Source organism: Solimonas sp. SE-A11 (assembly GCF_030345715.1).
GTDB lineage: Bacteria > Pseudomonadota > Gammaproteobacteria > Nevskiales > Nevskiaceae > Solimonas_A.
The window spans coordinates 12,831-38,760 of sequence record NZ_JAUASX010000009.1 but is presented as its reverse complement, the minus strand read 5'-3'; the positions used below and the strand labels follow the sequence as shown (position 1 = coordinate 38,760).

Annotated in this window: 25 protein-coding genes; 16 read left to right on the top strand and 9 right to left on the bottom strand. The window is 63.9% G+C overall.

Translation table 11 applies throughout. The annotated features are described in order from the left end of the window. Positions 1-395: 395 nt before the first annotated feature. The 4 genes from QT386_RS11680 to QT386_RS11665 all read right to left on the bottom strand — a co-directional run bounded on the left by QT386_RS11680 (position 396) and on the right by QT386_RS11665 (position 4,346). Positions 396-1,244 carry a PFL_4669 family integrating conjugative element protein gene (locus tag QT386_RS11680; RefSeq protein WP_289273944.1) on the bottom strand — a complete coding sequence of 283 codons (849 nt, stop codon included), beginning with the start codon at positions 1,242-1,244 and terminating at the stop codon, positions 396-398. 84 nt (positions 1,245-1,328) lie between these two features. Beyond that, the gene (locus QT386_RS11675; protein WP_289273943.1) at positions 1,329-3,239 is read right to left on the bottom strand and encodes an STY4528 family pathogenicity island replication protein; all 1,911 of its coding nucleotides are present in this window, start codon (positions 3,237-3,239) and stop codon (positions 1,329-1,331) included. Between the two features lie 322 nt (positions 3,240-3,561). Next, positions 3,562-4,041 (bottom strand): hypothetical protein, encoded by a 480-nt coding sequence (locus QT386_RS11670; protein ID WP_289273942.1) that lies wholly within the window; start codon positions 4,039-4,041, stop codon positions 3,562-3,564. Continuing rightward, positions 4,038-4,346, bottom strand: a complete 309-nt coding sequence (locus QT386_RS11665) for a hypothetical protein (protein WP_289273941.1) — start codon at positions 4,344-4,346, stop codon at positions 4,038-4,040. The genes QT386_RS11670 and QT386_RS11665 overlap by 4 nt, the downstream gene beginning before the upstream one ends. A gap of 266 nt (positions 4,347-4,612) precedes the next feature. On the opposite strand from QT386_RS11665, the gene QT386_RS11660 reads away from it, so the two are divergent. Beyond that, positions 4,613-4,897 carry a hypothetical protein gene (locus tag QT386_RS11660; protein ID WP_289273940.1) on the top strand — a complete coding sequence of 95 codons (285 nt, stop codon included), beginning with the start codon at positions 4,613-4,615 and terminating at the stop codon, positions 4,895-4,897. A gap of 11 nt (positions 4,898-4,908) precedes the next feature. On the opposite strand, the gene QT386_RS11655 is transcribed toward QT386_RS11660, so the two are convergent. The 4 genes from QT386_RS11655 to QT386_RS11640 are packed head-to-tail and all read right to left on the bottom strand — an operon-like array spanning position 4,909 to position 8,388. Next, positions 4,909-5,616 carry an STY4526/YPO1902 family pathogenicity island replication protein gene (locus QT386_RS11655; RefSeq protein WP_289273939.1) on the bottom strand — a complete coding sequence of 236 codons (708 nt, stop codon included), beginning with the start codon at positions 5,614-5,616 and terminating at the stop codon, positions 4,909-4,911. Beyond that, the gene (locus QT386_RS11650; RefSeq protein WP_289273938.1) at positions 5,613-7,283 is read right to left on the bottom strand and encodes a ParB family protein; all 1,671 of its coding nucleotides are present in this window, start codon (positions 7,281-7,283) and stop codon (positions 5,613-5,615) included. The genes QT386_RS11655 and QT386_RS11650 overlap by 4 nt, the downstream gene beginning before the upstream one ends. Further along, entirely contained in the window at positions 7,280-7,552 is a 273-nt protein-coding gene (locus QT386_RS11645; RefSeq protein ID WP_289273937.1) for a hypothetical protein, read from the bottom strand. Before QT386_RS11645 ends, QT386_RS11650 begins: the two co-directional genes overlap by 4 nt. Next, entirely contained in the window at positions 7,549-8,388 is an 840-nt protein-coding gene (locus tag QT386_RS11640; protein ID WP_289273936.1) for a ParA family protein, read from the bottom strand. Before QT386_RS11640 ends, QT386_RS11645 begins: the two co-directional genes overlap by 4 nt. A gap of 378 nt (positions 8,389-8,766) precedes the next feature. Between QT386_RS11640 and QT386_RS11635 the strand changes: the two genes are divergently transcribed. The 9 genes from QT386_RS11635 to QT386_RS11595 all read left to right on the top strand — a co-directional run bounded on the left by QT386_RS11635 (position 8,767) and on the right by QT386_RS11595 (position 16,992). Beyond that, positions 8,767-9,981, top strand: a complete 1,215-nt coding sequence (locus QT386_RS11635) for a tyrosine-type recombinase/integrase (protein ID WP_289273935.1) — start codon at positions 8,767-8,769, stop codon at positions 9,979-9,981. 254 nt (positions 9,982-10,235) lie between these two features. Continuing rightward, positions 10,236-10,793 carry a hypothetical protein gene (locus QT386_RS11630; RefSeq protein WP_289273934.1) on the top strand — a complete coding sequence of 186 codons (558 nt, stop codon included), beginning with the start codon at positions 10,236-10,238 and terminating at the stop codon, positions 10,791-10,793. A gap of 107 nt (positions 10,794-10,900) precedes the next feature. Further along, positions 10,901-11,155, top strand: a complete 255-nt coding sequence (locus QT386_RS11625) for an AlpA family transcriptional regulator (RefSeq protein ID WP_289273933.1) — start codon at positions 10,901-10,903, stop codon at positions 11,153-11,155. A 23-nt stretch (positions 11,156-11,178) separates the two neighbouring features. Next, positions 11,179-11,706: a hypothetical protein gene (locus QT386_RS11620; RefSeq protein WP_289273932.1), complete on the top strand. Its 528-nt coding sequence runs from the start codon at positions 11,179-11,181 to the stop codon at positions 11,704-11,706. 945 nt (positions 11,707-12,651) lie between these two features. Further along, the gene (locus tag QT386_RS11615) at positions 12,652-13,137 is read left to right on the top strand and encodes a hypothetical protein (protein ID WP_289273931.1); all 486 of its coding nucleotides are present in this window, start codon (positions 12,652-12,654) and stop codon (positions 13,135-13,137) included. Further along, a complete protein-coding gene (locus QT386_RS11610) occupies positions 13,134-13,397 on the top strand; it encodes a hypothetical protein (protein ID WP_289273930.1) in 264 nt (87 codons plus the stop codon). Before QT386_RS11615 ends, QT386_RS11610 begins: the two co-directional genes overlap by 4 nt. Beyond that, entirely contained in the window at positions 13,394-13,639 is a 246-nt protein-coding gene (locus QT386_RS11605; RefSeq protein WP_289273929.1) for a hypothetical protein, read from the top strand. The genes QT386_RS11610 and QT386_RS11605 overlap by 4 nt, the downstream gene beginning before the upstream one ends. 52 nt (positions 13,640-13,691) lie before the next feature. Continuing rightward, the gene (locus QT386_RS11600; RefSeq protein ID WP_289273928.1) at positions 13,692-16,484 is read left to right on the top strand and encodes a DUF927 domain-containing protein; all 2,793 of its coding nucleotides are present in this window, start codon (positions 13,692-13,694) and stop codon (positions 16,482-16,484) included. Positions 16,485-16,782: 298 nt separating this feature from the next. Next, entirely contained in the window at positions 16,783-16,992 is a 210-nt protein-coding gene (locus tag QT386_RS11595) for a hypothetical protein (protein ID WP_289273927.1), read from the top strand. Positions 16,993-17,265: 273 nt separating this feature from the next. On the opposite strand, the gene QT386_RS11590 is transcribed toward QT386_RS11595, so the two are convergent. After that, on the bottom strand, positions 17,266-17,853 hold the full coding sequence (locus QT386_RS11590; RefSeq protein ID WP_289273926.1) for a recombinase family protein: 588 nt from the start codon (positions 17,851-17,853) through the stop codon (positions 17,266-17,268). 722 nt (positions 17,854-18,575) lie between these two features. On the opposite strand from QT386_RS11590, the gene QT386_RS11585 reads away from it, so the two are divergent. The 6 genes from QT386_RS11585 to QT386_RS11560 all read left to right on the top strand — a co-directional run bounded on the left by QT386_RS11585 (position 18,576) and on the right by QT386_RS11560 (position 25,928). Further along, the gene (locus QT386_RS11585; RefSeq protein WP_289273925.1) at positions 18,576-18,908 is read left to right on the top strand and encodes a 50S ribosome-binding protein YggL; all 333 of its coding nucleotides are present in this window, start codon (positions 18,576-18,578) and stop codon (positions 18,906-18,908) included. Positions 18,909-19,250: 342 nt separating this feature from the next. Beyond that, a complete protein-coding gene (locus tag QT386_RS11580) occupies positions 19,251-19,883 on the top strand; it encodes a GspH/FimT family pseudopilin (RefSeq protein ID WP_289273924.1) in 633 nt (210 codons plus the stop codon). Beyond that, the gene (gene pilV, locus QT386_RS11575; protein WP_289273923.1) at positions 19,877-20,410 is read left to right on the top strand and encodes a type IV pilus modification protein PilV; all 534 of its coding nucleotides are present in this window, start codon (positions 19,877-19,879) and stop codon (positions 20,408-20,410) included. Before QT386_RS11580 ends, pilV begins: the two co-directional genes overlap by 7 nt. Beyond that, complete coding sequence (locus QT386_RS11570) at positions 20,407-21,291, top strand: PilW family protein (RefSeq protein WP_289273922.1); 885 nt, start codon at positions 20,407-20,409, stop codon at positions 21,289-21,291. The genes pilV and QT386_RS11570 overlap by 4 nt, the downstream gene beginning before the upstream one ends. 88 nt (positions 21,292-21,379) lie before the next feature. Beyond that, positions 21,380-21,907, top strand: coding sequence for a hypothetical protein (locus QT386_RS11565; RefSeq protein WP_289273921.1), 528 nt, complete (start codon positions 21,380-21,382; stop codon positions 21,905-21,907). A 46-nt stretch (positions 21,908-21,953) separates the two neighbouring features. Continuing rightward, positions 21,954-25,928, top strand: a complete 3,975-nt coding sequence (locus QT386_RS11560) for a pilus assembly protein (RefSeq protein WP_289273920.1) — start codon at positions 21,954-21,956, stop codon at positions 25,926-25,928. Positions 25,929-25,930 lie beyond the last annotated feature (2 nt).

The window sequence follows — 25,930 nt, the reverse complement described above, 5'->3', positions numbered from 1 at the left end:
TCGCCAGTTCGTGTAGCTGAACCAATGGATCGCAGTCAGCACGAGCCACAGGGTCGTAAAGCCAACCATCAGGGCCTTCTCAGGCTCCGGCAGCTTGCCCGACCCAAGCCAAGGTCCACCGATGACGAGGGGACCGCTCAACAGCCACGGAACTAGCGTCGCAGTTCGCATCGCAATATTTGCCTTGGCGCCGTCACAGGCCATCCCCGCATAAAGGAGCAGGCCGATCCCAATTGCCGCAATACCCGCAGCGATCGGGAATGTGCTCAATGGCATTAGCAGAAGCCAAGAGCCCGCCAAGCAAGCCGAGCCGACGCCCCAGAGCATCGCGCCTGAGAGCATCCTCTGCTGAAACCCCCACCCTACATCGACTTCGGCTTTTCGCGACTTCGAGTTCACACAGCCTCCTTCGGCTGTGTGCCCCCTTCGGATGCATCAACGGGGCGACGGATGCCCGGCCTTGCACGAGTCACTGCGGTTCGGTTGCCGGTCACCGTCGCAATCGCTGGCGCATTCGGCGCGCGCTGAGCCTTGCTGAGCACCTCGGCCGGCAACTTGCCCATCTTGTCCTCAGCCTGCTTCGACTTCGCCGTCATCAGGCGGATGTCCTCGCGGTTGATGCCGAGGAAGCTGTAGCCGATCACGCCGGTGAAGACGCGTCGCACCAGGCGGCCGCCGTCATGCAGCAGCTTCTCTGCGGCATCGCGGTCCAGCAGCGCCACATGCCGGGCAGTCAGGATGGTCCGCACCAGTTCGTCGTACTTCGCCAGCAAGTACGCGCCGCGGAACGCGAACGGATTGCTGAACGTCAGCGGCACCTTGATGGGATCGACCGACTGCGCCACTTGGACGTCCACCCCAGCCTGCGCCAGGAGCACCTTGTTGACGTGCTCTTGCAGCACACCCATCTCCGACCAGGCTTCCTCCAGGAACTCGTGCAGCTTCACCAGCCACCAGTCGGCGTAGGGATCGTCGGTGCGGGCACCGTTCCAGATCGGTCGCAGCATCGCCGCATAGCGGGTGAGGCCAATGATGCCAGGCGTGCCGTCCTCGGCGCGGCGACCCTGCACCAGGCGCTGCGCCTGGCGAGTCTGGATCGTGAGCCAGGTCTCCGACCGCAACGCACCAGGCGCAGGCAAATCGTCATCGTCACCGCCGGTGGGCTGCTCCAGAACCATCGGCCCGCCAGCGGCGGCACCGGCCTCATTGGCAGGTACGGTTTTCGGGGATCTTTTGCTTGCCATGAACTTCTCCAGAAGGCCCCTAGACGGGGTATGAATTGAGCCAGGCCATACGGCCCAGCTGGGGTTGAATGGGATTGCTCCAGGTCATCGGCGAACTTCGGTAGTCGGAGGCGGGACAGGCGGTCTGTCACCATGGGAGACCGGTGGGCGAAGATCGGGGCGCTGAGCCAGGAGCTCCTGAATCTGTTGGCCGAGCCGGGCAACTTGCCCTGCGGCGTCATCGATTCGGATCTGATGCGCGCGAAGCTGCTCGTCGGTCGGGCTTCTGCCCGGACCAATACGCTCCAGCTTTTGCTTCCACTGGAGGGCGTTGAAGTGCTCGTCTCGGAGATTCTTCAGCCGCACAGCCTCTTCATCGACAGGCATCGGAGCCGCAGCAGGCGCCGGTGCCGCGCTCGGTCGGGCAGCCATCTGAACAACACGATTACGACGGATCAGAGTCCCGGCGATGGCACGCTGACAGAGGGTCCGCAGGTACCCCAGCGGCCCATAGATGAGGGGCTCCATGGTTCCGGCCGCCGCAGCTCGAATCCGGTCCCCGAGAAGGTCTAGAACTTCCTGTTGGAGGTCGGCAGGAACCTTGGCCAGTTGCATCCCCGCCAGAACAATTTCGTTCTTGCTGAGCTCCGGCGGGAATTGGAGGGAAGCGCCTTCGGAGGCCTCTGCATTGGACTCGGCTTGATTGCTCGAAAGCCCTGGCGGGCCGAGCTGTAAACAGGGTTTACAGTCCTCAGCAGGCCCTTCTTCGGGCTGTGTACACTGTGCACGGTCCGCAACCAGCCCCGCCGCAGGCTGATTAGGCCCTAGCCGCTGCTCGCCTGCGCCGCTCCGCAAGGCAGTTGGTTGCTGTAAAGAGCCTTCACAGACCGCGACCAACCCCTCCGCGCCGAGCGAGACGTCCGAACAAGGCTGTGTGCACTGTACACAGTCCGCAACCTCTCCCTCCCCTCTGGGCTGTATAGGGCCTATACAGCCCCCGTCCTCACGCGCACGCGCGGATTTGTTATCTAAACCATCAAGATAAGTTGTTGTAGTAGTTATATTTTTACTACCACTACTACCTAAAGACGCGCGAGACCCCAAAATTTGAGGGTTCAAATTTTGGGGCGGGGGCGCCAGCTTCATTTTTTGAAGGCGGTTACCCATCTTCATTTTTTGAAGATGGGTGTTTTCATCCATCTTCAAATTTTGAAGATGGACCTCAGAGGCAAAGAGATCGAGGTTTCGGCCATCGTCTTCTTGGTCGCTGTCCTGCACCTCAGTCTGGACGCCATCCTTGACCCGGGACTGCAATGTCATCGCAAACCCGCGTCGCACCCCGAATACCCGCTGGGCGGGCTCGCCGCCTTGGCCGGGAGCGGCCGTGATGAAGCGCATCGCCTCCATCCGCTCGGTCATAGCGTCCCGTGGCGCGGTGATGTCGATGCCATCCTCGATGTCCAGCTCGATTGATCCGAGGACGGCCTTGGCCACCTCGCCAACCCGGCCCTCTCCAGGTTTGGCGGCCAGGCGGCAGAGGAACTGCATGTACTCGGGATCGAGGTGCAGGGTGTCGCTGAGGGCCAGGGGCTCGTCGTGAAGCGCGTAGACGTTGCCCCGGAAGCGGCCCTTCCTGGTGCGCGCCTTCTGGACGCAGAGGGTGAGCCAACGCGTGGACCTCAAGATCGAGATCGCGCGGGCTACCGTCGCGTCTGAGGCGACGTTGGCCCACCGGGCGATCTGATCGTAGGTCGGGAAGCCCGTCGCGCCCTGGGCGGTGGCCTGGAGCTTGATGACCTGCCAGACCACCTTATCGACCGGCTGCAAGATCGGATCCTGGATAAGCAGCCGAGGCAGCGCGTCATGCCAGTTGCCGAGGAACAGCAGCCCCTCGTTGGCCTTGGCAGGCGTCTCGTCCAGCAGCTGATCCAGGCTGGCCAGGATCAGCACCTCCAAGGCCCTGGTGCGGGGCGAGGCCTCCGTCAATCCGCCGCGTGGCGTCGAAGCGGCGCTCATCGGGCACCTCCTCGGCCTCGGCGGTCCGGTGCCTGACGTGACGCCCAGGACCAAGGATCCACGCCGATCCGCTGCCGGAAGGCAGCCCGCAGTTCCGGCGTGGCGTCGTAGTGGCCATCCAAGGCCTTGTGGACGCCGGCGCGGGATCGGCCGAGCTCTGCGCACACTTCTTCCAGGGTGTGCCCACTGACACGCAGCAGGAACAGCACGGATTCGCGGAATGCGACGTGGTGCTGCGCGTGGCATCGCAACAAGGCTCTTGCCGTGGTTGCGTTCATAACCTTACGAACGTAACCACGAGATGCGGAACTCCGATGGGGCATCATGTCGACGGCCCCTTAGGACCACGCTTCACGACTTGCGCGCGATTCCGCACATCTGTGACCGATGCGACCAGCTGACGAATCCGCATGGCTGCCAGTTCTTCCGCCAACTTCGCGGAACCCACCGGCTGACTCCACCAGATGTCTCTCGGTGAGCGGTTGGAATTCGGCTTGAATCGAATGGTGCCGACATATCCTGCTCGGCTTGGCTGGAACGAGCTGGTGCAGCTCAATGCTGCATTGATCGCTTCCAGGCTCTGGAAGCAGCCCATGTAGCAGGCGTCGATGTAGAGGTACGCATCCGGCGTTCCGATCTTGATCGATGGATCCTTGGGCGCAGAAGGATTTACCCTCACCTCCAGAACCGGGCCGCGCCAGATGGCCCCGTGGTGCCAGACGAAATACACGTCCTGGCCGACCTGGAGGTCGGATCCGATATACGGGGCGGCTGCTGAGGCGGCGCTGTTCGGCGACGTCATGGTGATCGCGTCGATTGCGATCGACGCCCCCCATGCGCTCTGCGGGGCGTGATCGAATCGCCTTGCAGTTGCCAGGCCCACGGATCAACGCCGAGTCGCTTCTTCATTACAGCCCGCAACTCTTCTCGCGGCTCAAATTTGCCAATGAGCGTGTGGTAAAGCGATGCCTTGGAGTAGCCCGCCTCAGCCATCACTTCCGTAATGGAGAGCTCCTGCACGCGGAATGCAAAGGAGACTGTGGACACGAGCGGGATACCAAGCTCCCTGTGAAGATCGAACAGCCGAGTCAGCTGCTTGGCATTCATTGGTGACTCTGGCTATATTTGGGGTGTGAGGACGGTGCATAGGCGGGATAGCAGCCCGCCGAAAGCCCAGCCAATAGCTGCACCGCTGTTCTTCGTGGCGGGACGCCGCCACTCATTCCAGACTCGCCAACCCTTGCGGGATGGCACCTTCTACGGAGAGGCCCGAAAGCGCCTCCCCTCTTGACCCGGGCTTGGGTCTGCACCGCCCTCACACAACTGTTGCCCCTCTCCGCGCGCGCCGTGAGGGTGAAGCTCTTGTATCTGCCATGGCCAAGACACACGACGAAACCGGACGTAAGAGTCCCCCGATCAGCCTGGAACTCTCCCCGGGAACCAAGGAGCTTGGGCCTCTGATCCGGGCTCGCATTCCAGGAGACGAGTCGCTGGCCGGCCAGGTCATCGACTTCCATGAACTCGTGGTCGAGTGGATTTCTGACCACCCTGATCGCGGCACCACAGCCTTCGCGACGGAGGGCGAGCAGCTGGCCAGTGCATTCGAGGCTGCGGCGACCGCGCTGCGCGAGGCCGTGCGCAGGCACCGCGGCTGGTAGCGTCCCGGCCTTCATGCGAGGCGCTCCGGGCGCTGCTCGAAGCTACTGCGTAGCCCTGCCTCGAAGGCCTCCAGGTGCAGGTCCTTCAACTGCCGCCGCTCCTGCTCGAAACGGGACAGCATCGCCGGCGTGTGGGCCCAGCTCTGGATGAGGTTCCAGATGGTGCGCAGTGGAATGCCGGTGACGGCCGGGAGGATTCTCCAGAGGTCGTCTTTGCGAAGGTGTTGCGGATCGCTGGCCTTGGCGAGACGCACCCAGATCGGCCAGATGCGCTCCTCCTCCTCCGCGGTAGGCGCCCTCGGGCGCCCTCGGCCATCCGACATGTCGCAGGCCTCGCGCCTGGCCATGTACTCGCGCTGGGAGAACCCGAAGACGCTCTTCATCATCGAGAGCGGCGCGTCCAGCCGAATGATGTCGCTGATGAGCTGGCTGCGCGCCCGGGTGCGCTGCACATGCTCTACCAGCCACTCCCAGACCTCCCGGTCGACCGTGACGCTCAGCGGGTGGCCTCGCGTCATGCTAAGCGCGTATAGGTCGGGCAACGACAGCTTTTCGAAGCGATGCACGTCGGCGGGGGTGAAACCCACTTCCCTGAGCGAGAGAAGGTCTCCCTCTACGACGCACCGGGAGGCGTACTGGAAAACGGCGAACACCAGGTCCGCTTCCTTGGTGCGATCGGTACTGCTGATCCGTTCGTCCTTCTGCGGGATGGCGCTCATGACGGATCCTCCAGGGTCAGGAGGTCGATCTCGGCACGCTTGGCAAAGCTCGTGAGTTCTCTGTAGGCCAGGAGCACTTGCAGCCCCTTACTCCAGGTCGTCTCCGAGCTATAGGAGACGAACCCATAGCCGAAGCCTGCGGCGTCGGCGATGGGGAGGTGCTGGCCAATCGCTGCGGCCATGTCCTCCTGGATCATGCATTCCAGCAAGCGCGGCCGGATCAGTTGGGTGAACTCCGGAATTTCCTCATGACGCGCGCATGCTGGAAGGAGGTCGGCGCAGGTGGCCAGCAGCCACCAGCTCCAGCCGCAGAGCAGCTGCTCGAACTCGTTCTCCGCGACGGCGGACACGAGCTCCGGGCGGGGGAGCTCGGTCACGATGTAGCCGTTGGCACGCTGCCAGGGTTTGAAACAATCCTGCATCCCGACGTGGGCCGCAAATTCCTCTGCAGCGGCCCTTAGCGCCAGGCGCAGTTGCAGGGTCGTAGCCCGAGGATCCTGAGGCGCAAGATCGTCATCGAGGCGCGGGCCGGTGTCCGCCGGCGACTGCGAGGGATTCGCAGTCTGGGGAGGCTGGGCTGGCAGGCGGTGGCCACCCGCCGCAGCGGCCGAACTCGCCGTAGGCGTCTTCTGGAGCGGCGCAGGGGGCTTTGCGCCCTGGGCCGCCTCCAGGCGCTGCGCCGCTGGCGCTGCGCCTGGCTTCCCGCCATCTCCCTGCTGTTGGGCGGTGCCGGCGTCCGGAGCCGCTCCTGCGGCGCGCGACTGCTGCGCTCCCGATTCTGAGGAGCCTTCGGCAGAATTACCGATCAGTTCCGCGCCCAGCTCGACGGTGACTTGGCGCACCGAGATGCCGGCGCGCGCGGCGATCGCGGCTTCGATCGCGCGGCGAGCTCGATCGTGGTCCCAATCAGAGCTATCGCAAGTCGCCAAAGCTTCCTGGAGGACCGGAGACCACGAATCCTCATCTCCGAGGCCGTGGCGGATCCAGACTTTTGTGGCTGCTGCATCCAGTTGCCGTATACGCTGGATTCCGGGCCTTCCCATGCCATTACCGAGAGCCAACGGGATCACCTGCTCCAGCACGTTCATTGTGTAGAACAGCTGACCCAACAAGCTGAAGCTAACGCGATACCCACGCTCCATGAGCTTCGATGACAACTGCCGCAAGGACAGCTTCTCGCCTGCTTCGCCTTCCAGGAGATCCGCCGCTTGGCGCACTGCCCTCGCCTTGTCGATGAACGTCAGGTCGCCGCGAGTCTCGTTTTCGACCAAATGACCGACCAGGACATCCGCCTCGCCGCTCCACGGTTCGAACAAGCAGTTCACCTTGGTGAAGCGATCCTCTCCCGTCTCGGTGAAGAGTTCCTTGAGGATGGTGAGGCGTGTATTGCCGCCATGCTTGAGCATGTAGTTCGGCGCGGCAGGCCTGCGGGTGATGATGAGAGGTTGCTTGAGCCCCTGGCTGCGGATGGACTCCTTGATGTCTTCGTAGGCCGCGTTCTTGGTGCGGCGGGGATTGTTCTCGTAGCCGTCGATGCGCGAGATCTCGACCACCATGGGGGTGACCGTGATGGGATCGGACGGCTGCAGATCGCGCGAGCTGCCGAAGTGGGGCATCTGCAGCATGGAGCTGAGCTCGCTGTCGGAGGGCTTTCGCTTGGAGCTCATCGAGCACCTCCCGCTGCGACGCCTGGCCGCGGGGTAATGTCGGCATCAATCCCCGGAAGCCTGCACAGGCCGCGCAGGGCCTCGGCGATCTCGGGGTAGTCGGTGCTCATGGCGCCTACGACGTACAGGACGCGCCCGGTGACGACCGCCGTGCGGTCTCCCGACTCCTCCGGCCTGAAATGATGTGCCGCCTCGGCGGCGGCCATCTGAATGCGGTTGACGGCGCCCGTGTACGTGCGCCGGGCCGCAGGAATCGAATTCCCCTTCATTCCGCACCCCCATCCCGGGCTGCGGGCTCATTCGAGATGTGGGGGAGCAGTTCCCGGGCCAGTGCCAGCATCGTGTCCCGGGCGCTCTGGCTGGGGCCGCGCCGGCGGGACTCCCAGCGATGGACCGGCGTCCGGTTGGTCGCCGCCTCGCGGTAGGCCACGGTGTTCTGCACCACGGTGTCCAGGATGCGGATCAGGCCCCGGGACTGCGCGAAGGATTCCTTCCGGAGCTCTGCGGCGATACGGATGGCCTCGGCGGCCCTGTCCATGCGGTAGATCACCCCGTACAGGGCGCCGACCGGGGCCCCGAGGAACTGCATGGGACGCAGGCGTTCCAGCATGCCCAGGGTGCCGCGGGCAAACTCCCGGGCCGACAGGATCTCCGGGGGGATAGGCGACAGCAGCACGTCGGCCGCCAGCACCGCGGCATCCTGCAGGGGCCCTACGGCGCCCTGGGTGTCGATGATGATCACGTCGTAGCGGTTCAGCCGCGCCAGGGTGTGCTTGAGGCGCACCCGGCCGTCCGGGGTGTGCAGCACCCAGTTCTGCAGCCGGCCCTCCGGGTCGTCCGAGACGACCAGGTCGCAGCCGACCATCGTGCGGCTGATGGACGACTCCAGATCGCCCTCGGTCATGAGGGCGGTCAGGCCCCGGCTGGCCTGGCGCTCCAAGGCGTAGTAGCTCGATAGGGTCGGCTGAATGTCGGCGTCGATCAGCAGGACGCGCTGGCCCAGGTCGGCCAGAAGGCCTCCCAGATTTGCCGCTAGCGTCGTCTTACCGACGCCCCCCTTCGTGCTCGTAACGGTCAGTATCAATGTCCCAGTCCTCTCTTCCATCGCTTGCTCCTGTGTGTGGTGGACACGGAGCTCCCCTGCTTGGAAAGGAGTTCTGGACGGCCTTGCGGCCTCGAGAGTCTGTCGTTACGCTTTGATTCGCCTACTTCTTTCGGTTGGTACCTGGTTTCGCCCCGACCTCACTGATTCGTAATCAGTAGGTCGCAGGTTCGATTCCTGTTTTCGGCACCATTAACCTTTCCACCGACATCCAAGGTTGTCCACGGAAAACCAGAAAGCCCGCGTAAATGCGGGCTTTTTTGTCTTTGGCTGTCCATCGCCGCCTGCTGGCAGCCACGGCGCATTGTGAGTAGGATTGTGAGTACACCCCGCCTGTACTCACTCCCTGGCAGGGCGTACTCACAGGGGCATACTCACAGCATGCTGACGGACGTGAAGCTGCGCGGCCTCAAGCCGCGGCCGAAGCTGTACCGGGTGGCGGACAGCGAAGGCCTCTGTATCGAGATTCGGCCGGGCGGCTCGATGCTCTGGCGCTACCGCTACCGCTTCGCCGGCAAGGCCAACATGCTGGGCCTTGGCGAGTATCCGCAGGTCAGCCTCAGGGAGGCCCGCCTAGCCCGGGATGCGCAACGCAAGGTGCTCAAGGGCGGCGCCGACCCCTCCGTGAAGCGCCAACAGGACAGCGCCACCCTCGCGCTGGCGCAGGCCAACACCTTCAAGGCTGTAGCCGGCGAGTGGCTCGACAAGCAGCAGCACCTAACCCAGTCCACTTTGGACAAGGCAAAGTGGATGCTGGAGGAACTGGCCTTTCCGTGGCTCGGCACCCGCCCGATAGCGGATATCCAGCCTCCCGAGCTGCTGTCGGTCCTGCGTCGCGTGGAGTCGCGTGGCCGGCTCGAAACCGCACAGCGGCTCAAGCAGCGCTGTGCCCAGGTCTTCCGCTACGCCGTCGCAACGGGGCGAGCCGAGCGAAATCCCTGCGCTGACCTGGCCGGCGCACTGGCCACTCCCAAGACCGTACATCGAGCCGCAGTGCTGGACCCCACAGGCATCGGCGAGCTACTGCGGGCCATAGACAGCTTTACGGGCACCTTCCCCACCGCCTGCGCGCTCAAGCTCGCTCCGCTGGTGTTCGTGCGGCCGGGGGAGTTACGACAGGCGGAGTGGGCAGAAATCGACCTGGACGCCGCGCAGTGGCGCATTCCGGCCAGCAAGATGAAGATGCGCCGCGATCACCTGGTGCCGCTGTCCTCTCAGGCCGTGGCAATCCTGCGGGGCCTGGAGCCACTCACCGGAAGGCGGCGCTACCTGTTCCCGTCTGTCCGCTCCGGCGCCCGGCCCATGAGCGAGAACACCATCAACGCCGCCCTGCGCCGGCTCGGCTATGACAAGCACGAGATGACCGGGCACGGCTTCCGCTCACTGGCGTCGACGCGACTACATGAAATGGGCTGGACATCCGAGGTCATTGAGCGCCAGCTTGCACACGCGGAGCGCAACAAGGTGAAAGCCGCCTACAACCATGCCGAATACCTGCCGGAGCGCCGGCGGATGATGCAGGCGTGGGCTGACTACCTGGACACGCTGCGCGATCGGCGCAACGTCGTCGCCGGCAACTTTGGGCATGCCGCATGAACGCTGCGCCGCCTTCCACACTCAGCCCCTCTCCCTCTGCTTTTTCGACTGGGACACTGGGACAGCGGGACAAAGGCACACAAGCCATTGAAAGCACAGGGGGCGGACTGTCCCAGCCAGTCCCACCTGTCCCAGTCCCGGAGCCGAAAACGGGCTGACCGAACCCGCCCGCCTAGCCCGACGGGGCAAAAAGCCGGAACCCTTCCCGGCCTGGCGGCGCGGCTTTTCGAGGGGCGCGCAGATAGGGGCGCGAGATGGGAATCAAGACGCGATACACGGTGCAAGAGCTTTGCCAGCTGTGGGCCCTCACTCCCGAAGAGGTCGCACAACTGGCTGCAGACCTGGACATGCCGGTCTTCTTGCCGGCGGCATTCGATAAGCGTGGGGACTACCTCCATTTCCATGATGGCGTGGACAGGGCCACTGGGCGGCTCGGCACGCGGCTGCTTGATGCAGTGGGGGAAGGTGAAGACCAACACGGGGTCGCACGCGCTCTCAGTGGCGGCCAACTGGCATGGAAGTGGGCACCGATTCGAGATGAGTTCTATGCATGCCACATCCGCGCCCCCGCCGTCCGGGCAGTGGAGAAGCAGCGCAGCGACCTGGCAAAACGAGCCAATGCCCTTGAGAGCACCCGCGAAAACAACACCCTGCTGAAAATGGTTTTGGGGATGGCACGTGCGAAGTACGACTACAAATCGAGTGTAGATCGGCAGGCATGCACAGGAGACAAGGCCGGATCCATTCCATCCGACACCGAAGTCACGCCAGCCACCGTCCGTAAGCTCTTAGCGAAGGCGGAAGAGAGTTGAACGATGCGGGCCAGCTGTGGTGTGAGAGGAAATTTGGCTAGTTAGGGAAATTTCCCCAGGCGTCCAATACGGGTTGGCATCGTGGCTCTGTCTGCCGGAGCCCAAGAATGTCCATCGCCTTATTGAAAGCCCCTGCGCTGTGTGGCCGCCTCGGCTGCAGCCGAGCCCATGCTTACGCCCTCGTCAAGGATCGCCTGCTGATGCGGCCGATTCACCTCACTCAGCGGGCCGTCGCCTGGCCCAGCAACGAGGTGGACGAGTACATTGCCGCCAAGGTGCGCGGCGCCAGCGCCGACGAGTTACGCGACCTGGTGCAGCGCCTGGAACAAGCCCGCACAGCACCGCGCGAGGTGGCGGCGTGAGCACGGGGCGCTGCAGCCCCCGCGTGCACGGCGAATTTCCCACCCTGGATGATGTACCGCAGGATCTGATGAGAAGCGCCAGCTATGGTCGCGCAGGTACAGCGGATGGGCTGCACCCGCTGCTGCAACCGCCTGGCCTTGGCTCGCAGCTCTTCAAACTGGGGCTGCCGGAAGCGGCCTACCTGCGCTGGCGCGAAATCGACGACGCGCTGCAGGCGAACCCGCCGGGTTCGATCACTGCCACGGCGCTCGCCGATCGGCTTCGCCAGCTCGGAATGATAGGCCTCGCCATTCGTCGGCCACCCAACGGGGATGACGGCAAGGTAAGCGCCGACCTAGCAGCGCTGTGCGGCACGGAGTCCAGTGTGGCACTCGAGGCCGAGCTACCGGGCCGCATCTATGCCGTCCCCCTGATTCCGTGGACGCGCGGGCGGGCCGATATGCTGGCGGCGGAGATCCAGGCCGAACCAGACCAATGGGAAGCTGACAGCATCCGCGGGCAACTCTTCGAGGCTGAAGAGCTGGCGCGACGCATGAGAACGGCTGCATGAACTCCCACCCTATCTGCGCGAGCTGCTTCTACTTCGCCTTGCGCGAAGGCGCCGAGCGCGGCCAGTGTCGGATCAATCCCCCGACACTACGCGATCGCTACGGCGAATCAATCTCGATTTTCCCGCCCGTCGATCCGACGAACTGGTGCGGCAAGCATCGGGCAGCACCGCGACCGGATCGGCAGGAGGCATTGCCCCTACGATGAACTGCCGCCAAGCCATGCGCTTCGCGCACCACCGCGCAGGAGTTTCGCCGGCGAAACTCTTCGGCACGGCGGCTCTCTACCCCCGTCTACCTAGCAGGCCTGCCAGCAAGCCGAAGGCCATGAATGCCAGCAGGGGCAGAACGGCCAGCATAGGAACGGCCAGCACGATAGTGAAGGCACGTTCCAGCACCTTCCCGCCCACGATGTCGTGTAGCGCTGCCACGGTAAGCAGCACAACCGCAGCGCCCAGCAGCCATGGCGGCCAAGCTCCAATGCGCGCAGGCGTACTACTTGCTCCCATTGTCGTCCACCAAGAGCGCACCCGCGATTCCAGTAGCGCCGGAATGGATGGCGATCCCTTCGCCGGCGAAAAGACCAATGCGAGCCAGGGCAAACAGGGCTGTGTCGGACTGCTTCATCACGCCATGATACGACTCGGCGCCCCCACCTGCAGCAACTCAGCACCACTTAACCGCTTGACGTTGCCTCCGGGCGCGCGCAGCATCCCGGAACGGAGCGTAGAAACTCCTAGCGAAAGCGGTGCAGCCGGCCCCGACAGTCAGCCGGCTTTGTTGTGCCTGTGCGTCTTCCAACGCTCGGGAGGGCGGCTAATACAAGACCCCGCAAGGGGAAATACGCCCGCCGTCTTTCGCCGGTTTCTAACCTCCCGAGCACCAGCATTGCCGCATGTCATAGCGCGGCAATGCTGACTTTCAACCCAAGCACAGGAGGCCCAACCATGGCCCAGCAGCAACACGCCGCCGCGCTGGCGATCAAGAAGCGCGAAGTACCCTCCATCCCCGCACGCCCGGCCCACCGAGATCAGATCGGCGCAAAAGCAGCCCGGCACTCGCATGATGCACTCATGGCGCTGGTGCTTGAGCTAGGCCCCACAGATGTACAGCTACGCGCCATCTGCGAACGCATCGAGGCATTGGCCGGCGACTACCAGGAACTTGGATACCGGCGCGCGAACCTGCCGCATGCCTGGCCGCACCATGGCATGGTGGCCGCAGGTGCTGATCCCTATTGCCTCGGCAAGGAGTTGCTGTGCACCGCGACCTATGCGCGCGAGCTGGCGCGCGCCCTAGATAGCGAGCCGGCGATGGCCGCCAGCCAGATGCTGTATATCGCCGCCACGCGGATTAGCGGTGCACTCACTCGCATTGAGGCGGCGGCGCGAACCGATCTCACCCTACTGGGACTGGAAGGGGGCACGGCATGAACGCTTCCTTCGGCATGAGTGCTTCTTACGTCCTAGTCCGCCGCCCCAATGACCCCCATTTCGCAGCCGTCCTGCCTGAGACCGGCTGCGCCTGGTGGTCCGACGACGAGCCGCCCACCATCATTGTGGGGCACCTCACCAGCGACGAGAAGTGCGCCCGCTTCGCGGCTCTCTGCCGTATCAGCCCCGCCGACTTGATGGCGTTCCGCGATGATCCGGCCATGCCCACTCTGGAGCTGCCGGTAAAGGGGGAGGCATGAACGCCACCCTGAATGCCGCCGCGCTCCAGCTCGACGTGATCGCCAGCATCGCCCGGCGGATCGACGTGCAAGCCCTACTGTTGCGCGAAGCGCTGGATCACGGACGACAGACGGACGTTGCCCGCGTTGCAGGTGAGGCGCTGGAGATGCTGCGCGGAGATGCCATGCGTGCCCAGCATCGAGCGCAAGAGGCCGCGCTGGCGATCCGTAACGCCGCCGCAGTCGTGGAGGTACAGCCTTGAGCACCCGAGCGGCGCAGTTGGGCGGCAAGCTGCGCGCGGCGCGGGCATCTTGATGCACTCACTCTCCCTGGCGGACATTTTGGACCAGTTCCGCGCGGCACTCGCCGCGCGGGGCTTGGTCCCTCATAACATCGTCGCCGACAGCTTCCAACGCTGCCCGGTCGAGGGCGCCAAAAAAGGAAAGAAGGATGGCGCCTACATCCTCTTCACGGATGGCATCCCGGCCGGCGGTTTCGAGAATCACCGCGACAGCGGCGGCTGGGAGAAGTGGCAGGCGAACATCGGCCGCAGCCTGACGAAGGAGGAGCAGGAGGCGCTGCGGGTGCGCTGGGAGGCCGCCAAGCAGGCACGTGAGGTTGAGCAGGCCAAGCTGCGGCAGCGAGCGCGAGAAAAGGCCGCAGCGCTATGGAAGCAGGCTAGCGAGACCGTGCGAGCGGACCACCACTACCTGCAGGCCAAGCAGGTGCGGGCCTATGGGCTACGCCAATTGCGTGAAAGCCTAGTGTTGCCAGTGCACCTCGGCCGCGACCTGGTGGGCCTGCAGTTCATCCGGCCGGACGGCGGCAAGATGTTCCTTACTGGCACGGAGAAGAAGGGCGCGCACTTCGAGATCCAGGGCGACGGATCGGCACCGGAGGTGGTGGCCATCGTGGAGGGCTACGCCACGGGCGCCACGGTGCGCGAGGCGACGGGCTGGCCGGTAGTGGTGGCCTTCGACAAGGGCAACCTTGTGCACGTCGCCAAGGGCTTGCGCAAGGCGTGGCCGGCGGTGCAGATCGTGCTGGCGGCGGACAACGATCACCGCACAGAGGGCAATCCGGGAGTCACCGCAGCGCAGGAAGCTGCGCGGCTTGTGCAGGGCCTGGTGGCAATCCCGGACTTTACCGAGCACGCCCACGGCACGGACTGGAACGACTACGCTGCCCAGCACGGCCTGCAGGCGGTTCGGCAGGCCCTGGAGGCCGTGCAGGCGGGTGCTACTGCCTCCCCGGGCGACTCCGACGTGCTGGCGGGCTCCGCAGAGGCCACAGCCGCGGCCGGCGCGCCATCTCCTCCGGCGCCACCGGACGGGCAAAGGGATGAGGAAGAGGATGACGGACGGGCGCCTCTGGAGCGCTTTGAGGTGACAGCACGCGGGGTTTACTGGATCGGCGCCTATCAGGATCGCAAAGGACGCTGGCGCGAGGCCGATCCGTTGTTCGTATGCTCGCCTTTGCACGTCGAGGCCGTGACACGCGACACGGCCGGCAGCGGGTTCGGTCGCCTGGTGGCTTTCGATGACTTGGACGGCCACCGGAAGGAGCTGGTACTACCCTCGCCTCTGTTTGGCGGCGGCAAGGGTGACGAGCTGCGCGGCAAGCTGATGAACGAGGGCCTGCCGCGCGTGAGCTTGGAAGCCAAGGCGCAGCGCAAGCTGATGGAATACCTAATGCACACGGCGCCTGCTGAGCGCGCACGCTGTGTCACCAGCGTGGGCTGGCACGGCACCGTGTATGTGCTGCCGCAGCGCTGCTTCGGCGAGGCGAACGGAGAGCGCTTCTTCTTCGGCCCCGGCTCCTCCGATGAGAACCCCTACTCCCAGGCTGGCGCGCTGGACCGTTGGCGGGACCATGTGGCCAGGCCTGCGGGCCATCACAAGCGGCTGATGTTCGCACTCTCCTGCGCATTCGCCGGCCCCCTGGTGGCGCTGGCTGGCGCGGAGTCCGGCGGCTTTCACCTTGTAGGCGGCAGCAGCTCAGGCAAGACCACAGCCATGCGCATCGCGTCATCCGTATGGGGCCATCCCTCCAACTACCTGCGCCAGTGGCGCAACTCGGACAACTCGCTGGAGTACGTGGCCGCGGACTTCTGCGATTCGCTGCTGTGCCTGGACGAGATCGCCCAGGCAGATCCCAAGATCATCGGTGATGTGGCCTACATGCTGGCCAATCAGCGCGGCAAGGAGAGAGCCAAGCGCGAAGGCGGCCTGCGTGCAAACAAGAAATTCCGCGTACTACTGCTGTCCACGGGAGAGGTGGGTACGGCGGCACAGATCAACGCCAGCGGCCAGAAGAGCCGCGCCGGACATGAGGTGCGCATGGTCGAGGTGCCGGCCGATGCCGGCAAAAGCTTCGGCCTGTTCGACTCGGGCGGCGATGCGGGTAGCGCTCGGGCCTTAGCGGGCAACTTGGTGGACATGACCACGCGCCACCATGGGCATGCAGGTCCGGCATACCTGGAGCGTGTAGTGAAGGAGCGCGCGCAAATCTCCAACGACGCGCGACAGCGCATCAAGGACTTCGTGGAGAACGCCTGCCCCAACGGCGCTGACGGTCAGGTGTTGCGTGTGGCAGCTCGCTTCGGCCTGGTGACATATGCCGGCGAGCTGGCCACGGGCTACGGTCTGACAGGCTGGCGATATCAGGAGATCGAGGATGCATGCCTACATGCCTTTAACTCTTGGCTCGAGCTGCGCGGTACCGCCGGCGCCAAGGAGCCTAAGGACATGATCGCCCAGGTGCGACGGTTCATCGAGGAGAACGGTGCAGCGCAGTTCCCTCTGATCGATGACGAGAAGGACGGATACCCGTCGAACAACAAGCTGCCCTATCAGTCTGGCTGGCGGAAGTCCGGAGCTAATGGCGCATTGATCTACATGTGCTTCCGCGAACGGTTCCGGTCAGTCATCTGCAATGGCTACGACTATCGCGATGTATGTGCAGCACTTCAAAAGGCAGGCATGCTGATAACCGATGGCGGAACGGGAGAAGCGCGTTACACGAAGAAGATGCCGGCGCCGAACGTGACCACGCGCATGCACTTCTATGTCATCGACGGGAACATGCTGTTCTCCTCTGTCGCCTGATCGCCTGCTTTTCCGAAGCGGGACGCCGCCCCGTTTGTCGGAAAGTTCTTGACTTCCATGGACGTCAGTAGATTCCCATGGACGATAATATGAATTTATTCTAATTTAATAAGTCAATAACTTTCCGACAAACGGGAGGGCGCCCCTCTTGGAAGCGACAGCATCAAATGAGCGATGCAGCGCCTCGCTGGCGACGCGCGGTAAACCTCAACTGCTCAGCCATACCAGTTTGTAAATCGAGAGCACCGACCGCCAAACTCAGCAGCCCGGAATGGCCGGGCCGTGCATTGAGGCGCAGATGGCAAAGGAAGTGCAGTACCCGTCAAAACAGGCCACAGCCGCAACGATCGAATTGGTCAAGGCCTTCGTTGCCGCAAACCCGTTCAAGCCGATCAGTTTCATGCCGCGAAACTCGGAGGAGCTTGCAAGAGAGCAAGCCAAATACGTGCTGGCCCTTTACCAGAGCGTTTACCAAGGCCTGATCGAAGCCCCAGACATGTCCGAGTGAAAGCCTCCAGGCTTTCATCAGCACATACCGATGGGCATCAAGGATGCTGAACTCAATGGCAGGCGCGTAGCGCCGTCAGCCGCCCGCGCGTTGGGGCGCGGGGGCGGGGTCTTAGTTCCGCGAGTTGCAGAGGCAACGGCGAGCAACGCCAATGCAACGCTTACGGGTCCTCCCGAGGGGCGCCTCTCACGGGTACGTGAGCCCGCTGGACAGGGCTAGGCAGTCGCCCCACTACAATGACAACACCACCCACGACTGGGCGACTGTCTGGCCTCAGGCTGCCTGCCTGGCGTAACGCTTCACCGAGGCATCGCTGATGCCGAAGTGCTGGGCGGTGGCGGCGATGCTGGCCGCGTTCTGCGCCTTCCATGCAATGACCGCAGCAGGATCTGCAGCCACCGGACGGCCCATGCTGACCTTGCCCTTGTGGGTCTTGCCCGTGGCAGCCAGCGCCGCCCTCGCCGCCTGACGGCCGGACTCACAGCGCTCCACGATCCTATGGCGCTCCATGTCCGCCACCTGCGCCAGCACGGCAAGGATCAGTTCGCCGACGCCGCGGCCGATGATGCCCAGGCCGTACACATCGACCGTCACACCGCGGTCCAGCAAGGCCCGGACATTGGCCTGCACATCCAAGGCGTCACGGCCGAGGCGATCCACGGCATATACCGCCAGCGTGTCGCCCTCACGCACGTAGCCAAGCATGGCCCTGAAGCCAGGACGCTCCGCGGCCTTGGTGGCACCGCTCACCCCCTCGTCCATGAACTCTTTGCTGATCGAACTGCCGGCGCCGAGCGCGGAGCGCTGGGCTTCGATGCTCTGGCTGGCGGTCGAGACGCGGTAGTAGGCGATGCGGCTCATGTTCGGTCCCCGATGGCGCGGAAATGGGTCAGAAGATATGCCGTCATTATGATCCAGTTCATAAGTCAATTGCAATATCTTTTGATCCACTTTCGTCCACGGAAATCCATGGGGGTCAAAAGGGATAACTTGTTGCCTAGCCGGGTCTGTCGCTCTTCGGCAACTCGGGATGGCCCGACTGCATCGGCGCGTTGAGGGGCAGCAGGCAGAAGCCGGACTCCAATGGATCGACACCAATGGGACTGGGACAGAAAACTGGGACAGCACCTAGTTATGAATTATCAAGCTCACTCAGTGCTTTACGACAAGCGCCCCCCGTCATGCCCCACTGCCCCACTGCCCCAGTTCCTGGCAAGCCTCAGCGCCGGGGCGCCAGCTCAAGCCTGGGCGGATCGCCATGGGTCCTCCCGGAGAGATCGTTATGCGGGTACGCGGAGGCGCGTTTCTTTCGCCGGCGCAAAGTCCCTGAGATGAGTTCACACCCCTAGGGTGGCTAGGTGCCTCACGGGGCCGTGAACCGGGGCGTGCTCCCTGTGAACGATGCTGCGGGCCTCGCAGCTCTTCCAGCCCGCCGATCCGCCCTTTACTTGGCGAAAGCGGACGCCGGTGGAAATGAGCGCGAAAACAAGACCGCGCTCGCCCCACCTTTCAACCGCACGATTGGCTGCCGACACGAGCGAGCGGACGCGCCTTAAGATGCTGTCGGGAATGGAAGCAGACGCATGAAGCGACGATTACGTAAGAAGAAGCGGCTCGGCGAGTTCCAGGAGTTGGGCTTCGGGATCTCGTTCACGCCTGCAGCTCCGCTATCAGAGAACGAAAGAGCCGCATTGCTGTGGGCGTTCATAGAACACGCCATTGAGGCTAATGGCCTCAACGCTGGCGGAGGGGGCTTAAGCTCGATGGAATTCTTCGTGACTTCAGCCATGCGCCGCGGTTCAGCCACGGACGCGCAGCGCGATGCTGTCCAGGCTTGGCTTAGGTCTCGAACGGATGTTTCCGCCTTCACAGTCGGCCAACTGGTGGATGCTTGGCACAGCCCGGCCAAAGTGTGAGTACGCTGGTGAGTACAACCGCAATCCGCGCCCGCTGACGTTCATCGGCTACAATGCTTTACGGCGTCTTCGCGGCGCCTGTTTTCGCACCATCACGGGTCCCACAGCGGCGGCGCATGTATTTGCGCCGCCGCTGTCGTTTTTAGCGAACCGAATGAGGCCTCACAGGAATGTCGGGGAATGCCCTAGTCGGGCAATTCACACCGTCTGTCGTGGCCGCTTGTCGGCGTAGAGCTACTCACCCCAGACTGTAGTATGTTTTCTCTAACCGTCTGGAGCGGTTCAAGGGGACGCTAGAGAGGCAGTATGGAAAACACTGCCCTTGGCTCGGGGAGGGAACGAATGAAGCGCGGTTCTGTAGCGACCAGATCAACCATAAGAATGCCCGGGGTGGCGGGTGGGCGAAGCCGTGCCCGGCTTTCCGCGGTACTCCGGAGCCGCGACAGGGGCTTCAACCTGCTGGAAGCCATGATCGTGGTGTCGATCGTCTCCATCCTGGCCGTCATCGGCGTTCCATCTTTCCGTGATATGTCCGCCTCCCGCGCGGTACGCAGCCACGTCGACGATCTGGCCGGTGCTATTCGCCTGGCGCGCACCGAGGCCCTCAAGCGAGGTGTCCCCGTGACACTTTGCCGCACTGGTGACGCCAACGCGGCGAGCCCCAGTTGTGCGGCCGGCACCGACTGGTCCTCGGGGTGGCTGATGTTTGTGGACCGCAATCCGCGCGGCACCGTGGATGCCAACGATACGCTGATCCAGGTCCAGCAGGCTTCCAGCAATACCGACGGCATCATCCGGACCGGCACGGCGACCATCACGTTCATCCCGGCAGGTATCGCGCCCGGCGCCGACGGAAATTTCCTGATCAGGCCCAAGGTGAACGCCAGCTCGTCCCGCTACACCACGCTCAGCCGGCGCATCTGTGTGACCAACAGCGGCGCGACCCGGCTCGTCAATGGGACCGGCGCATGCTGAGGCCGCTCATATCCCGATCGCTCCGGGGCCAGCGCGGCGCGAGCCTGATCGAGGTGCTGGTCACGGTCCTGTTGCTTTCGTTTGCGATGCTGGCCATGGCCAACATGCACGCCATGTCCCTCAAGTACGTCAAGATGGCGGAGTTCCGCGGTATCGCCACCGAGCTGGCCCTGGACCTGGGGGACCGCATGCGGGCCAACGCCAGCGGTGCCGCCAGCTATGTCTACACCGCCACTTACACTCCCACATCTTCCGCCGTTACCGTTCCGACATGCTCCAATGTCTTGGTCTGCACGCCAGCGGAAATCGCGGCGATCGACCTGGCGGAGATTCGGAACACCGTGCGTCTCGCCGTTCCCGGCGGAGGCCTGCGAGTGGAGCGCGACGCCGCCAATCCCACCGTCATGAACGTCTGGGTGATCTGGCAGGATCCCGAGGGGAATATGGCCTCCACCCTGCTGACCTGCCCAGGCTCCATCACCGCAACACCGCAACCCAACTGCCTGGCCATGAGGGTGGCGCTATGAGCCGCATCCGGATGCTCCCCCACCGGCCCCGTCAGCGCGGCTATTCGCTGATCGAGATCATGATCTCGCTGTTGATCGGTGCCGTGATGATCGGGGCGGTGCTGACCGCCGTCTCCGGCACCGGGCTCAGCGGCACCCGCCAGAGCGGATATGCGCAGCTCTCGGAGGACGGGCAGATCGCTCTCAACCTGATCGCTTCCCAACTGCGCATGGGCGGGTTCTGGGAGCCGACGTCTCCGGTTTCCTCGCTGCACAACACGCAGCCCATGCTGTTCGGCTGCCGCAACGGATTCTCCAGCGTGACCGCCGCCTTCGGCTCACTGGCCTGTGCAACGGGCACCGGCAACGATTCGGTCGCGATACGTTATGACAGCACCGAGGGAGGCACCACCGGCTTCGATTGCCTGGGCGCTGCAGTACCCGCGGGGGCTACGCCTGCGGGCTGGGTCGATAATCGCTTCTACATCGCCACTGGCCCGAGCGGAAACCCGTCGCTGTTCTGCCGCGGCAATGGCGGCGGTGACCCCCAGATGCTGGTCGACAACGTGGAGTCGCTGCAGTTGCGCTACGGCATCCCCCAGCCCGCCGCGGCCGGGAACTCCGACATGCTTTTCGATCGTGCCACCTTCGCGGGGCAGACGGTGCGATACGTCAGGGCCGACGCCCTGCTGACGACCTGCCCCCGCTTGTCGCCAGCTTCCAATTCCTGGTGCGGCGTCACCGCCGTGCGTGCCTGCATCACCATGCGCACGGCGCTCGGGGCCGGCCCCGCCACGGGCACCGCTTTCGTCAACTGCGACGGGACCAGCACCACGATCGCCGACAGCCGTCTTCGGCGCAGCATGGTGACCACCGTCAGCCTTCGCAACCGCATGCCCTGACCGTATGCCCACCATGACCAGCTCACGCCTTACTCGTTACCGCCCTGGGACCTACGGCAGGCGCAGCCGATCCGGTGGCGTAGTCCTGGTGCTCGCCTTGGTCCTGCTGGTGGTGATGACCGTGTCATCGGTAGTGGCTATGCGTGGCGCCACCGCCAGCGACATGGTCAGCCAGAACATCCGCTCGCAGAATCTCGCCCTGCAGGCCGCAGAAATCGCGTTGCGCTATTGCGAGCGCCAGTTGATGAACAGCGGGACGCTCAATGTGTTCTCACTGAACAATGGCGCTGTGCGGGACGAGTGGCGTACCGCCAGCAACTGGACGGATACAACTCGCGTCAACACGACACCTTCTTCGTTCCTGGGCAGCACCGTCACCTACGCCACAGCGCCGCAATGCATCGTCAGGCGGCTCTCCTACGACGAAATGTATGGCTCCATCGACATGGACCAGATCACGATCCGCCCCGAGGACCGTGGCGTACAGCCAGGCAGTGTCTTCATTTTCAGGATCACGGCTCGCGGATTCAGTCCCGACTTCCAGCGCAATTCGTCCGGCAAATCGATCTCGGGCTCCGAAGCCTGGGTCCAATCGACCATCCGGACCATTCTCTAGGCAGGGCCCTACAGGGGCTCACCGATTGCAGCAAACGAGGCTTCATATGAACACGCAGAAGACCGGCTCCAGCTTAGCTTCGTTCCTTCTCAACCGCGCGCCCCTACGAACTGCAACGGCGCTGGCTGCACTGCTCGGTGCCGCCGCACTGAATCCAGCATGGGCAGATCCGGCGCAGTCACCGCTCCTGACCCGTTCGGAGAACCCCGCAAAGCCGAACGTCATGTTCACGTTCGACGATTCGGGCTCAATGGCCTGGCGCTTTATGCCCGACGCTGCCTCCTGGAGCACGAACAACGCGGTTCGCTGGTCAACGACTTTCCATCCGCTGGACAATGCCACCTTCGGCAATGGTGGGTCCGGTGACGGCGTACAGCTGGTCGCTACCCGACCCAATTTTCGAACCAGTTCCACAACCACGGTTTGCAGCCCTGACACCCAGTTCGCCGACTGTCGTGCCTTGGATCTGATCTCCGCGCGCATGCGCTCGTCGGCATGGAACACGGTCTACTACAACCCGGAAATCCGATACCAGCCATGGTACAAGTCGGATGGCACGCAGTACCCGGACTCTTCGGCTACCGAGGCTTGGCTGGACCCGAATATCCGTACTGCGGCAGGCTCGGTCGACCTGACAGGTCTCCAGCCGATCCCGACCGGGACCTTCGTCTGCCGCTCGTCCACGACCACCACGCCGAATACCACGCTGACCGCGGACCGCAACAAGACGGCCACTTGCGGCACCATTTCGACTGCACCGGTCGGGACGGCCATCGCCTATGGTTCAGGAAACTGCAATTCCACCGTTCTCGGCACCGCGGCAACTTACAGCGGCACCGGCACCGGCAGTACGACCTATTGCCGACTGACCGCCCCCACGACCCAGTCGGCCTGCACCACGCTGACCGGCAACAGCGCCAACTGGACCAGCAGCCAGTGCCGTGTCAACTCTTCGCGCTGGGCCAGCAGCTCCTTCTGCACCACCCGCCTGGGCGGCATCTGGCTCAATAGCGCGTGCTATCCGGGGAGCGAGGACGAAGTCCTGGCGCCAGCAACCTACTACGAGTATGTGAACGGCTCCACCAGCACATCGGAAGCCCAGAACTACCGACGCATCCGCATCATGGACTACACCACGTTCACCCGTGGTGCCGGCCGTACCGATTGCACCATCTCGGGCTCTACCAGCTCCTGCACGCAGGCGCAGGAGTACAAGAATTTCGCCAACTGGTTCACCTATTACCGTACGCGCAACTACCTGTCGATTGCGTCAGCCAGCCGAGCGTTCTCCGAGCAGGGCACTGAACTGCGCGTAGGCTACGGCCGGATCAACAAGGCCAGCAGCAGCATTGACAGCGTGGCCACCGCCACCATACAGCGCGGGGTCAGGACCTTCACAGGCAACGACCGCATCGCCTTCTTCGACTGGCTGCATGATGTGCCCGCCTCCGGCGGCACCCCCCTGCGGCGCGCGATGGACGACGTCGGCAAGTATTATCAGCGCTCAGATAATCGAGGCCCCTGGGGCAACACCCCCGGCACGGACGACGGCGTTGCCGTCAATACGCACCTGCAGTGCCGCAAGTCCTACCACATTCTCATGACGGACGGATTCTGGAACGGCGATGCAGCCTCCAGCACCATCAACGGCTCCAATGTGGACAATGTCGCCGGCCCAACGATCACCGGCCCGAATAGCCAGTCCTACCGTTACGTCAAGGCACGGCCCTACCAGGACGCCAGCGACAGCACCACTGGAACCCTGGCTGACGTCGCGATGTACTACTGGAACCGCGACCTGAGGACGGACCTCGATAATCGCGTCAAGCCGGACGCCAAGAATCCCGCCTTCTGGCAACACATGGTCAACTTCACCGTCGGCCTGGGCGTCGGCGGCACACTGAACTATCCCGACGATATCGCTGGGCTGCAGGCAGGCACCAAGAACTGGCCCGTCCCGGTCGGCGATACCTCCACCGCGGTCGATGATCTCTGGCATGCCGCCGTCAACAGCCGTGGCGAATATCTCAGCGCCAAGGATCCGGATGAGTTCGCTGCCTCGCTATCCTCGATTCTCAATGAGATCACGGTTCGCAACGCCAGCGAAGGCGGCGTGGCTGCAACAGCCGCCACCCTGCAAGCCGGAAACCGCAAGTACGTCCCCGAATACAAGACTGCTATCTGGACCGGCAATCTCACGGCCTACGAGCTGGATCAGTTCGGCCAACAACTCTCCCCGATCTGGAATGCGGCCGCGGCACTCCCGGCGCACGGGTCCCGCAACATCTTCGTCGGCACGCGCAATGGAACACCCAAGGCGGAGACGTTCACCTGGACCGGCATGAGTGCCGGTGTCAAAGCCGATCTGCCGGGCGCAACGGAAAACCTGGTGAACTACCTGCGCGGCGATGCAACCTATGAAGGAGGTCTTTACCGGGAGCGCGCCTCGCGTCTCGGCGACTTCGTGAATTCGCAGCCTGTTTACGTCAAGAGCCTGGTCGACATGCAGTACAACTTCCTGCCGACCGGGACGGCGGGGCGCACGACCTACAAGCAGTTCCTGACAGACAAGGCAGCGCGCGATGGGGTGGTCTTCATCGGCGGCAACGACGGCATGTTGCATGCCTTCCGCGATAGCGACGGCCGGGAAATCTTCGGCTTCATTCCCCGCATCCTTATGCAGTACCTGCCGGCCCTGGCGTCCACCTCCTACGAGCATCGCTTCTACGTGGATGGGCAGCTAACGGAAAGCGACGCTTACCTGGGCGGCGGGTGGAAGAACGTACTGGTGGGAGCCACGGGCGCCGGAGCCCGCGCCGTGTTCGCTCTGGACGTGACCAGCACCGGCACCATGAATGCGAGCAACGTACTGTGGGAAATGGATTCCACGACACAGTCCGAACTGGGTTACGTCATGACGCCCATCGAAGTCGGCCTGATGAAGAATGGCCAATGGGCCGCCGTCTTCGGCAATGGTCCCAACAGCAATAGCGGCACGGCGCAGTTGTTCATCGTGAACCTGCAAACCGGCGCCCTGATCAGCAGAATCCAGGCCTCCACGGCCACCGGCAATGGCCTGGGTGGCGTACGCGTGATCCGCGATGCCAATCGGGTGATCGTCGGCGCCTATGCCGGGGATCTGCTGGGTAATGTCTGGAAATTCGACCTGGCCTCCACGAGCAGCGGCAGCTGGGGTGTCTCTTTCGCCGGCACCCCGCTCTTCCAGGCGAGCAACACCAAGCCGATCACGGCAGCGCCGCAGTATCTCGCACATCCGCTGGGCGGCTACATGGTGCTGGTGGGTACGGGCAAGCTGTACGAAGAGGGCGACCAGGCCACCACGGCCCAGCAGGCCCTCTATGGCCTCTGGGACAAGCAGCAACTCACCGTCGACGGCAATGGCGTCGCTTCCTGGGCCACCGTTACGCCAGCGGATGCCCAGGTCCTGAGCAGCGCCCTGGCCAACCATGCCTTCAATTCCACGGCTATCAACGGACCTGATGGCGCGATCTACTACCGGCTCAACACGGCGCCTCTCAATTGGGCCACCCAACGCGGCTGGACCCTGCCGCTGACGATCGTAGCGGGGCACCGCAACCTGCTGTCGCCGACCTTCATCTTCGGCTTCGCCTTGTTCGAGACCATGTCGCCGACGACGCAGGGGGCGCTGAACCCCTGCGACGATACCGGCACCGGCGGTGCCTACAACCTGCTGATCAACCCGATCGACGGCACCATGCCTCAGACAGCGTTGTTCGACACCAATGGCGACGGCTACGTCAACAGCAGTGACACGATCGTGGCCGGATACCGCGGTACCTGGGATGGACGCGACGTGGTCCTTACGCAGAAGCCTTGCCTCAATCCAGACGACTGCCCACCGGACCCCGAGAATCGCTGCGAGGACGGCACCAAGCTCGTCAGCGTCCAGAGCGCGCTGGGCGGCAACAGCAACATCTGCGTCAAGCTGCCTCCCCGCGAACGCTGGTGGTGGCGCCAGATACAGCAGGTACCGGAGTAAGG

Coding starts and splice junctions, on each gene's coding strand:
- QT386_RS11665 (WP_289273941.1), bottom strand. CDS start 4,346: ATGAATGCCAAGCAGCTGACTCGGCTGTTCGATCTTCACAGGGAGCTT.
- QT386_RS11560 (WP_289273920.1), top strand. CDS start 21,954: ATGAACACGCAGAAGACCGGCTCCAGCTTAGCTTCGTTCCTTCTCAAC.
- QT386_RS11635 (WP_289273935.1), top strand. CDS start 8,767: ATGCTGACGGACGTGAAGCTGCGCGGCCTCAAGCCGCGGCCGAAGCTG.
- QT386_RS11625 (WP_289273933.1), top strand. CDS start 10,901: ATGTCCATCGCCTTATTGAAAGCCCCTGCGCTGTGTGGCCGCCTCGGC.
- QT386_RS11600 (WP_289273928.1), top strand. CDS start 13,692: ATGCACTCACTCTCCCTGGCGGACATTTTGGACCAGTTCCGCGCGGCA.
- QT386_RS11615 (WP_289273931.1), top strand. CDS start 12,652: ATGGCCCAGCAGCAACACGCCGCCGCGCTGGCGATCAAGAAGCGCGAA.
- QT386_RS11640 (WP_289273936.1), bottom strand. CDS start 8,388: ATGGAAGAGAGGACTGGGACATTGATACTGACCGTTACGAGCACGAAG.
- QT386_RS11675 (WP_289273943.1), bottom strand. CDS start 3,239: ATGAGCGCCGCTTCGACGCCACGCGGCGGATTGACGGAGGCCTCGCCC.
- QT386_RS11610 (WP_289273930.1), top strand. CDS start 13,134: ATGAACGCTTCCTTCGGCATGAGTGCTTCTTACGTCCTAGTCCGCCGC.
- QT386_RS11630 (WP_289273934.1), top strand. CDS start 10,236: ATGGGAATCAAGACGCGATACACGGTGCAAGAGCTTTGCCAGCTGTGG.
- QT386_RS11570 (WP_289273922.1), top strand. CDS start 20,407: ATGAGCCGCATCCGGATGCTCCCCCACCGGCCCCGTCAGCGCGGCTAT.
- QT386_RS11670 (WP_289273942.1), bottom strand. CDS start 4,041: ATGACGTCGCCGAACAGCGCCGCCTCAGCAGCCGCCCCGTATATCGGA.
- QT386_RS11680 (WP_289273944.1), bottom strand. CDS start 1,244: ATGGCAAGCAAAAGATCCCCGAAAACCGTACCTGCCAATGAGGCCGGT.
- QT386_RS11650 (WP_289273938.1), bottom strand. CDS start 7,283: ATGAGCTCCAAGCGAAAGCCCTCCGACAGCGAGCTCAGCTCCATGCTG.
- QT386_RS11605 (WP_289273929.1), top strand. CDS start 13,394: ATGAACGCCACCCTGAATGCCGCCGCGCTCCAGCTCGACGTGATCGCC.
- QT386_RS11595 (WP_289273927.1), top strand. CDS start 16,783: ATGGCAAAGGAAGTGCAGTACCCGTCAAAACAGGCCACAGCCGCAACG.
- QT386_RS11585 (WP_289273925.1), top strand. CDS start 18,576: ATGAAGCGACGATTACGTAAGAAGAAGCGGCTCGGCGAGTTCCAGGAG.
- QT386_RS11590 (WP_289273926.1), bottom strand. CDS start 17,853: ATGAGCCGCATCGCCTACTACCGCGTCTCGACCGCCAGCCAGAGCATC.
- QT386_RS11660 (WP_289273940.1), top strand. CDS start 4,613: ATGGCCAAGACACACGACGAAACCGGACGTAAGAGTCCCCCGATCAGC.
- QT386_RS11645 (WP_289273937.1), bottom strand. CDS start 7,552: ATGAAGGGGAATTCGATTCCTGCGGCCCGGCGCACGTACACGGGCGCC.
- QT386_RS11655 (WP_289273939.1), bottom strand. CDS start 5,616: ATGAGCGCCATCCCGCAGAAGGACGAACGGATCAGCAGTACCGATCGC.
- pilV (WP_289273923.1), top strand. CDS start 19,877: ATGCTGAGGCCGCTCATATCCCGATCGCTCCGGGGCCAGCGCGGCGCG.
- QT386_RS11580 (WP_289273924.1), top strand. CDS start 19,251: ATGAAGCGCGGTTCTGTAGCGACCAGATCAACCATAAGAATGCCCGGG.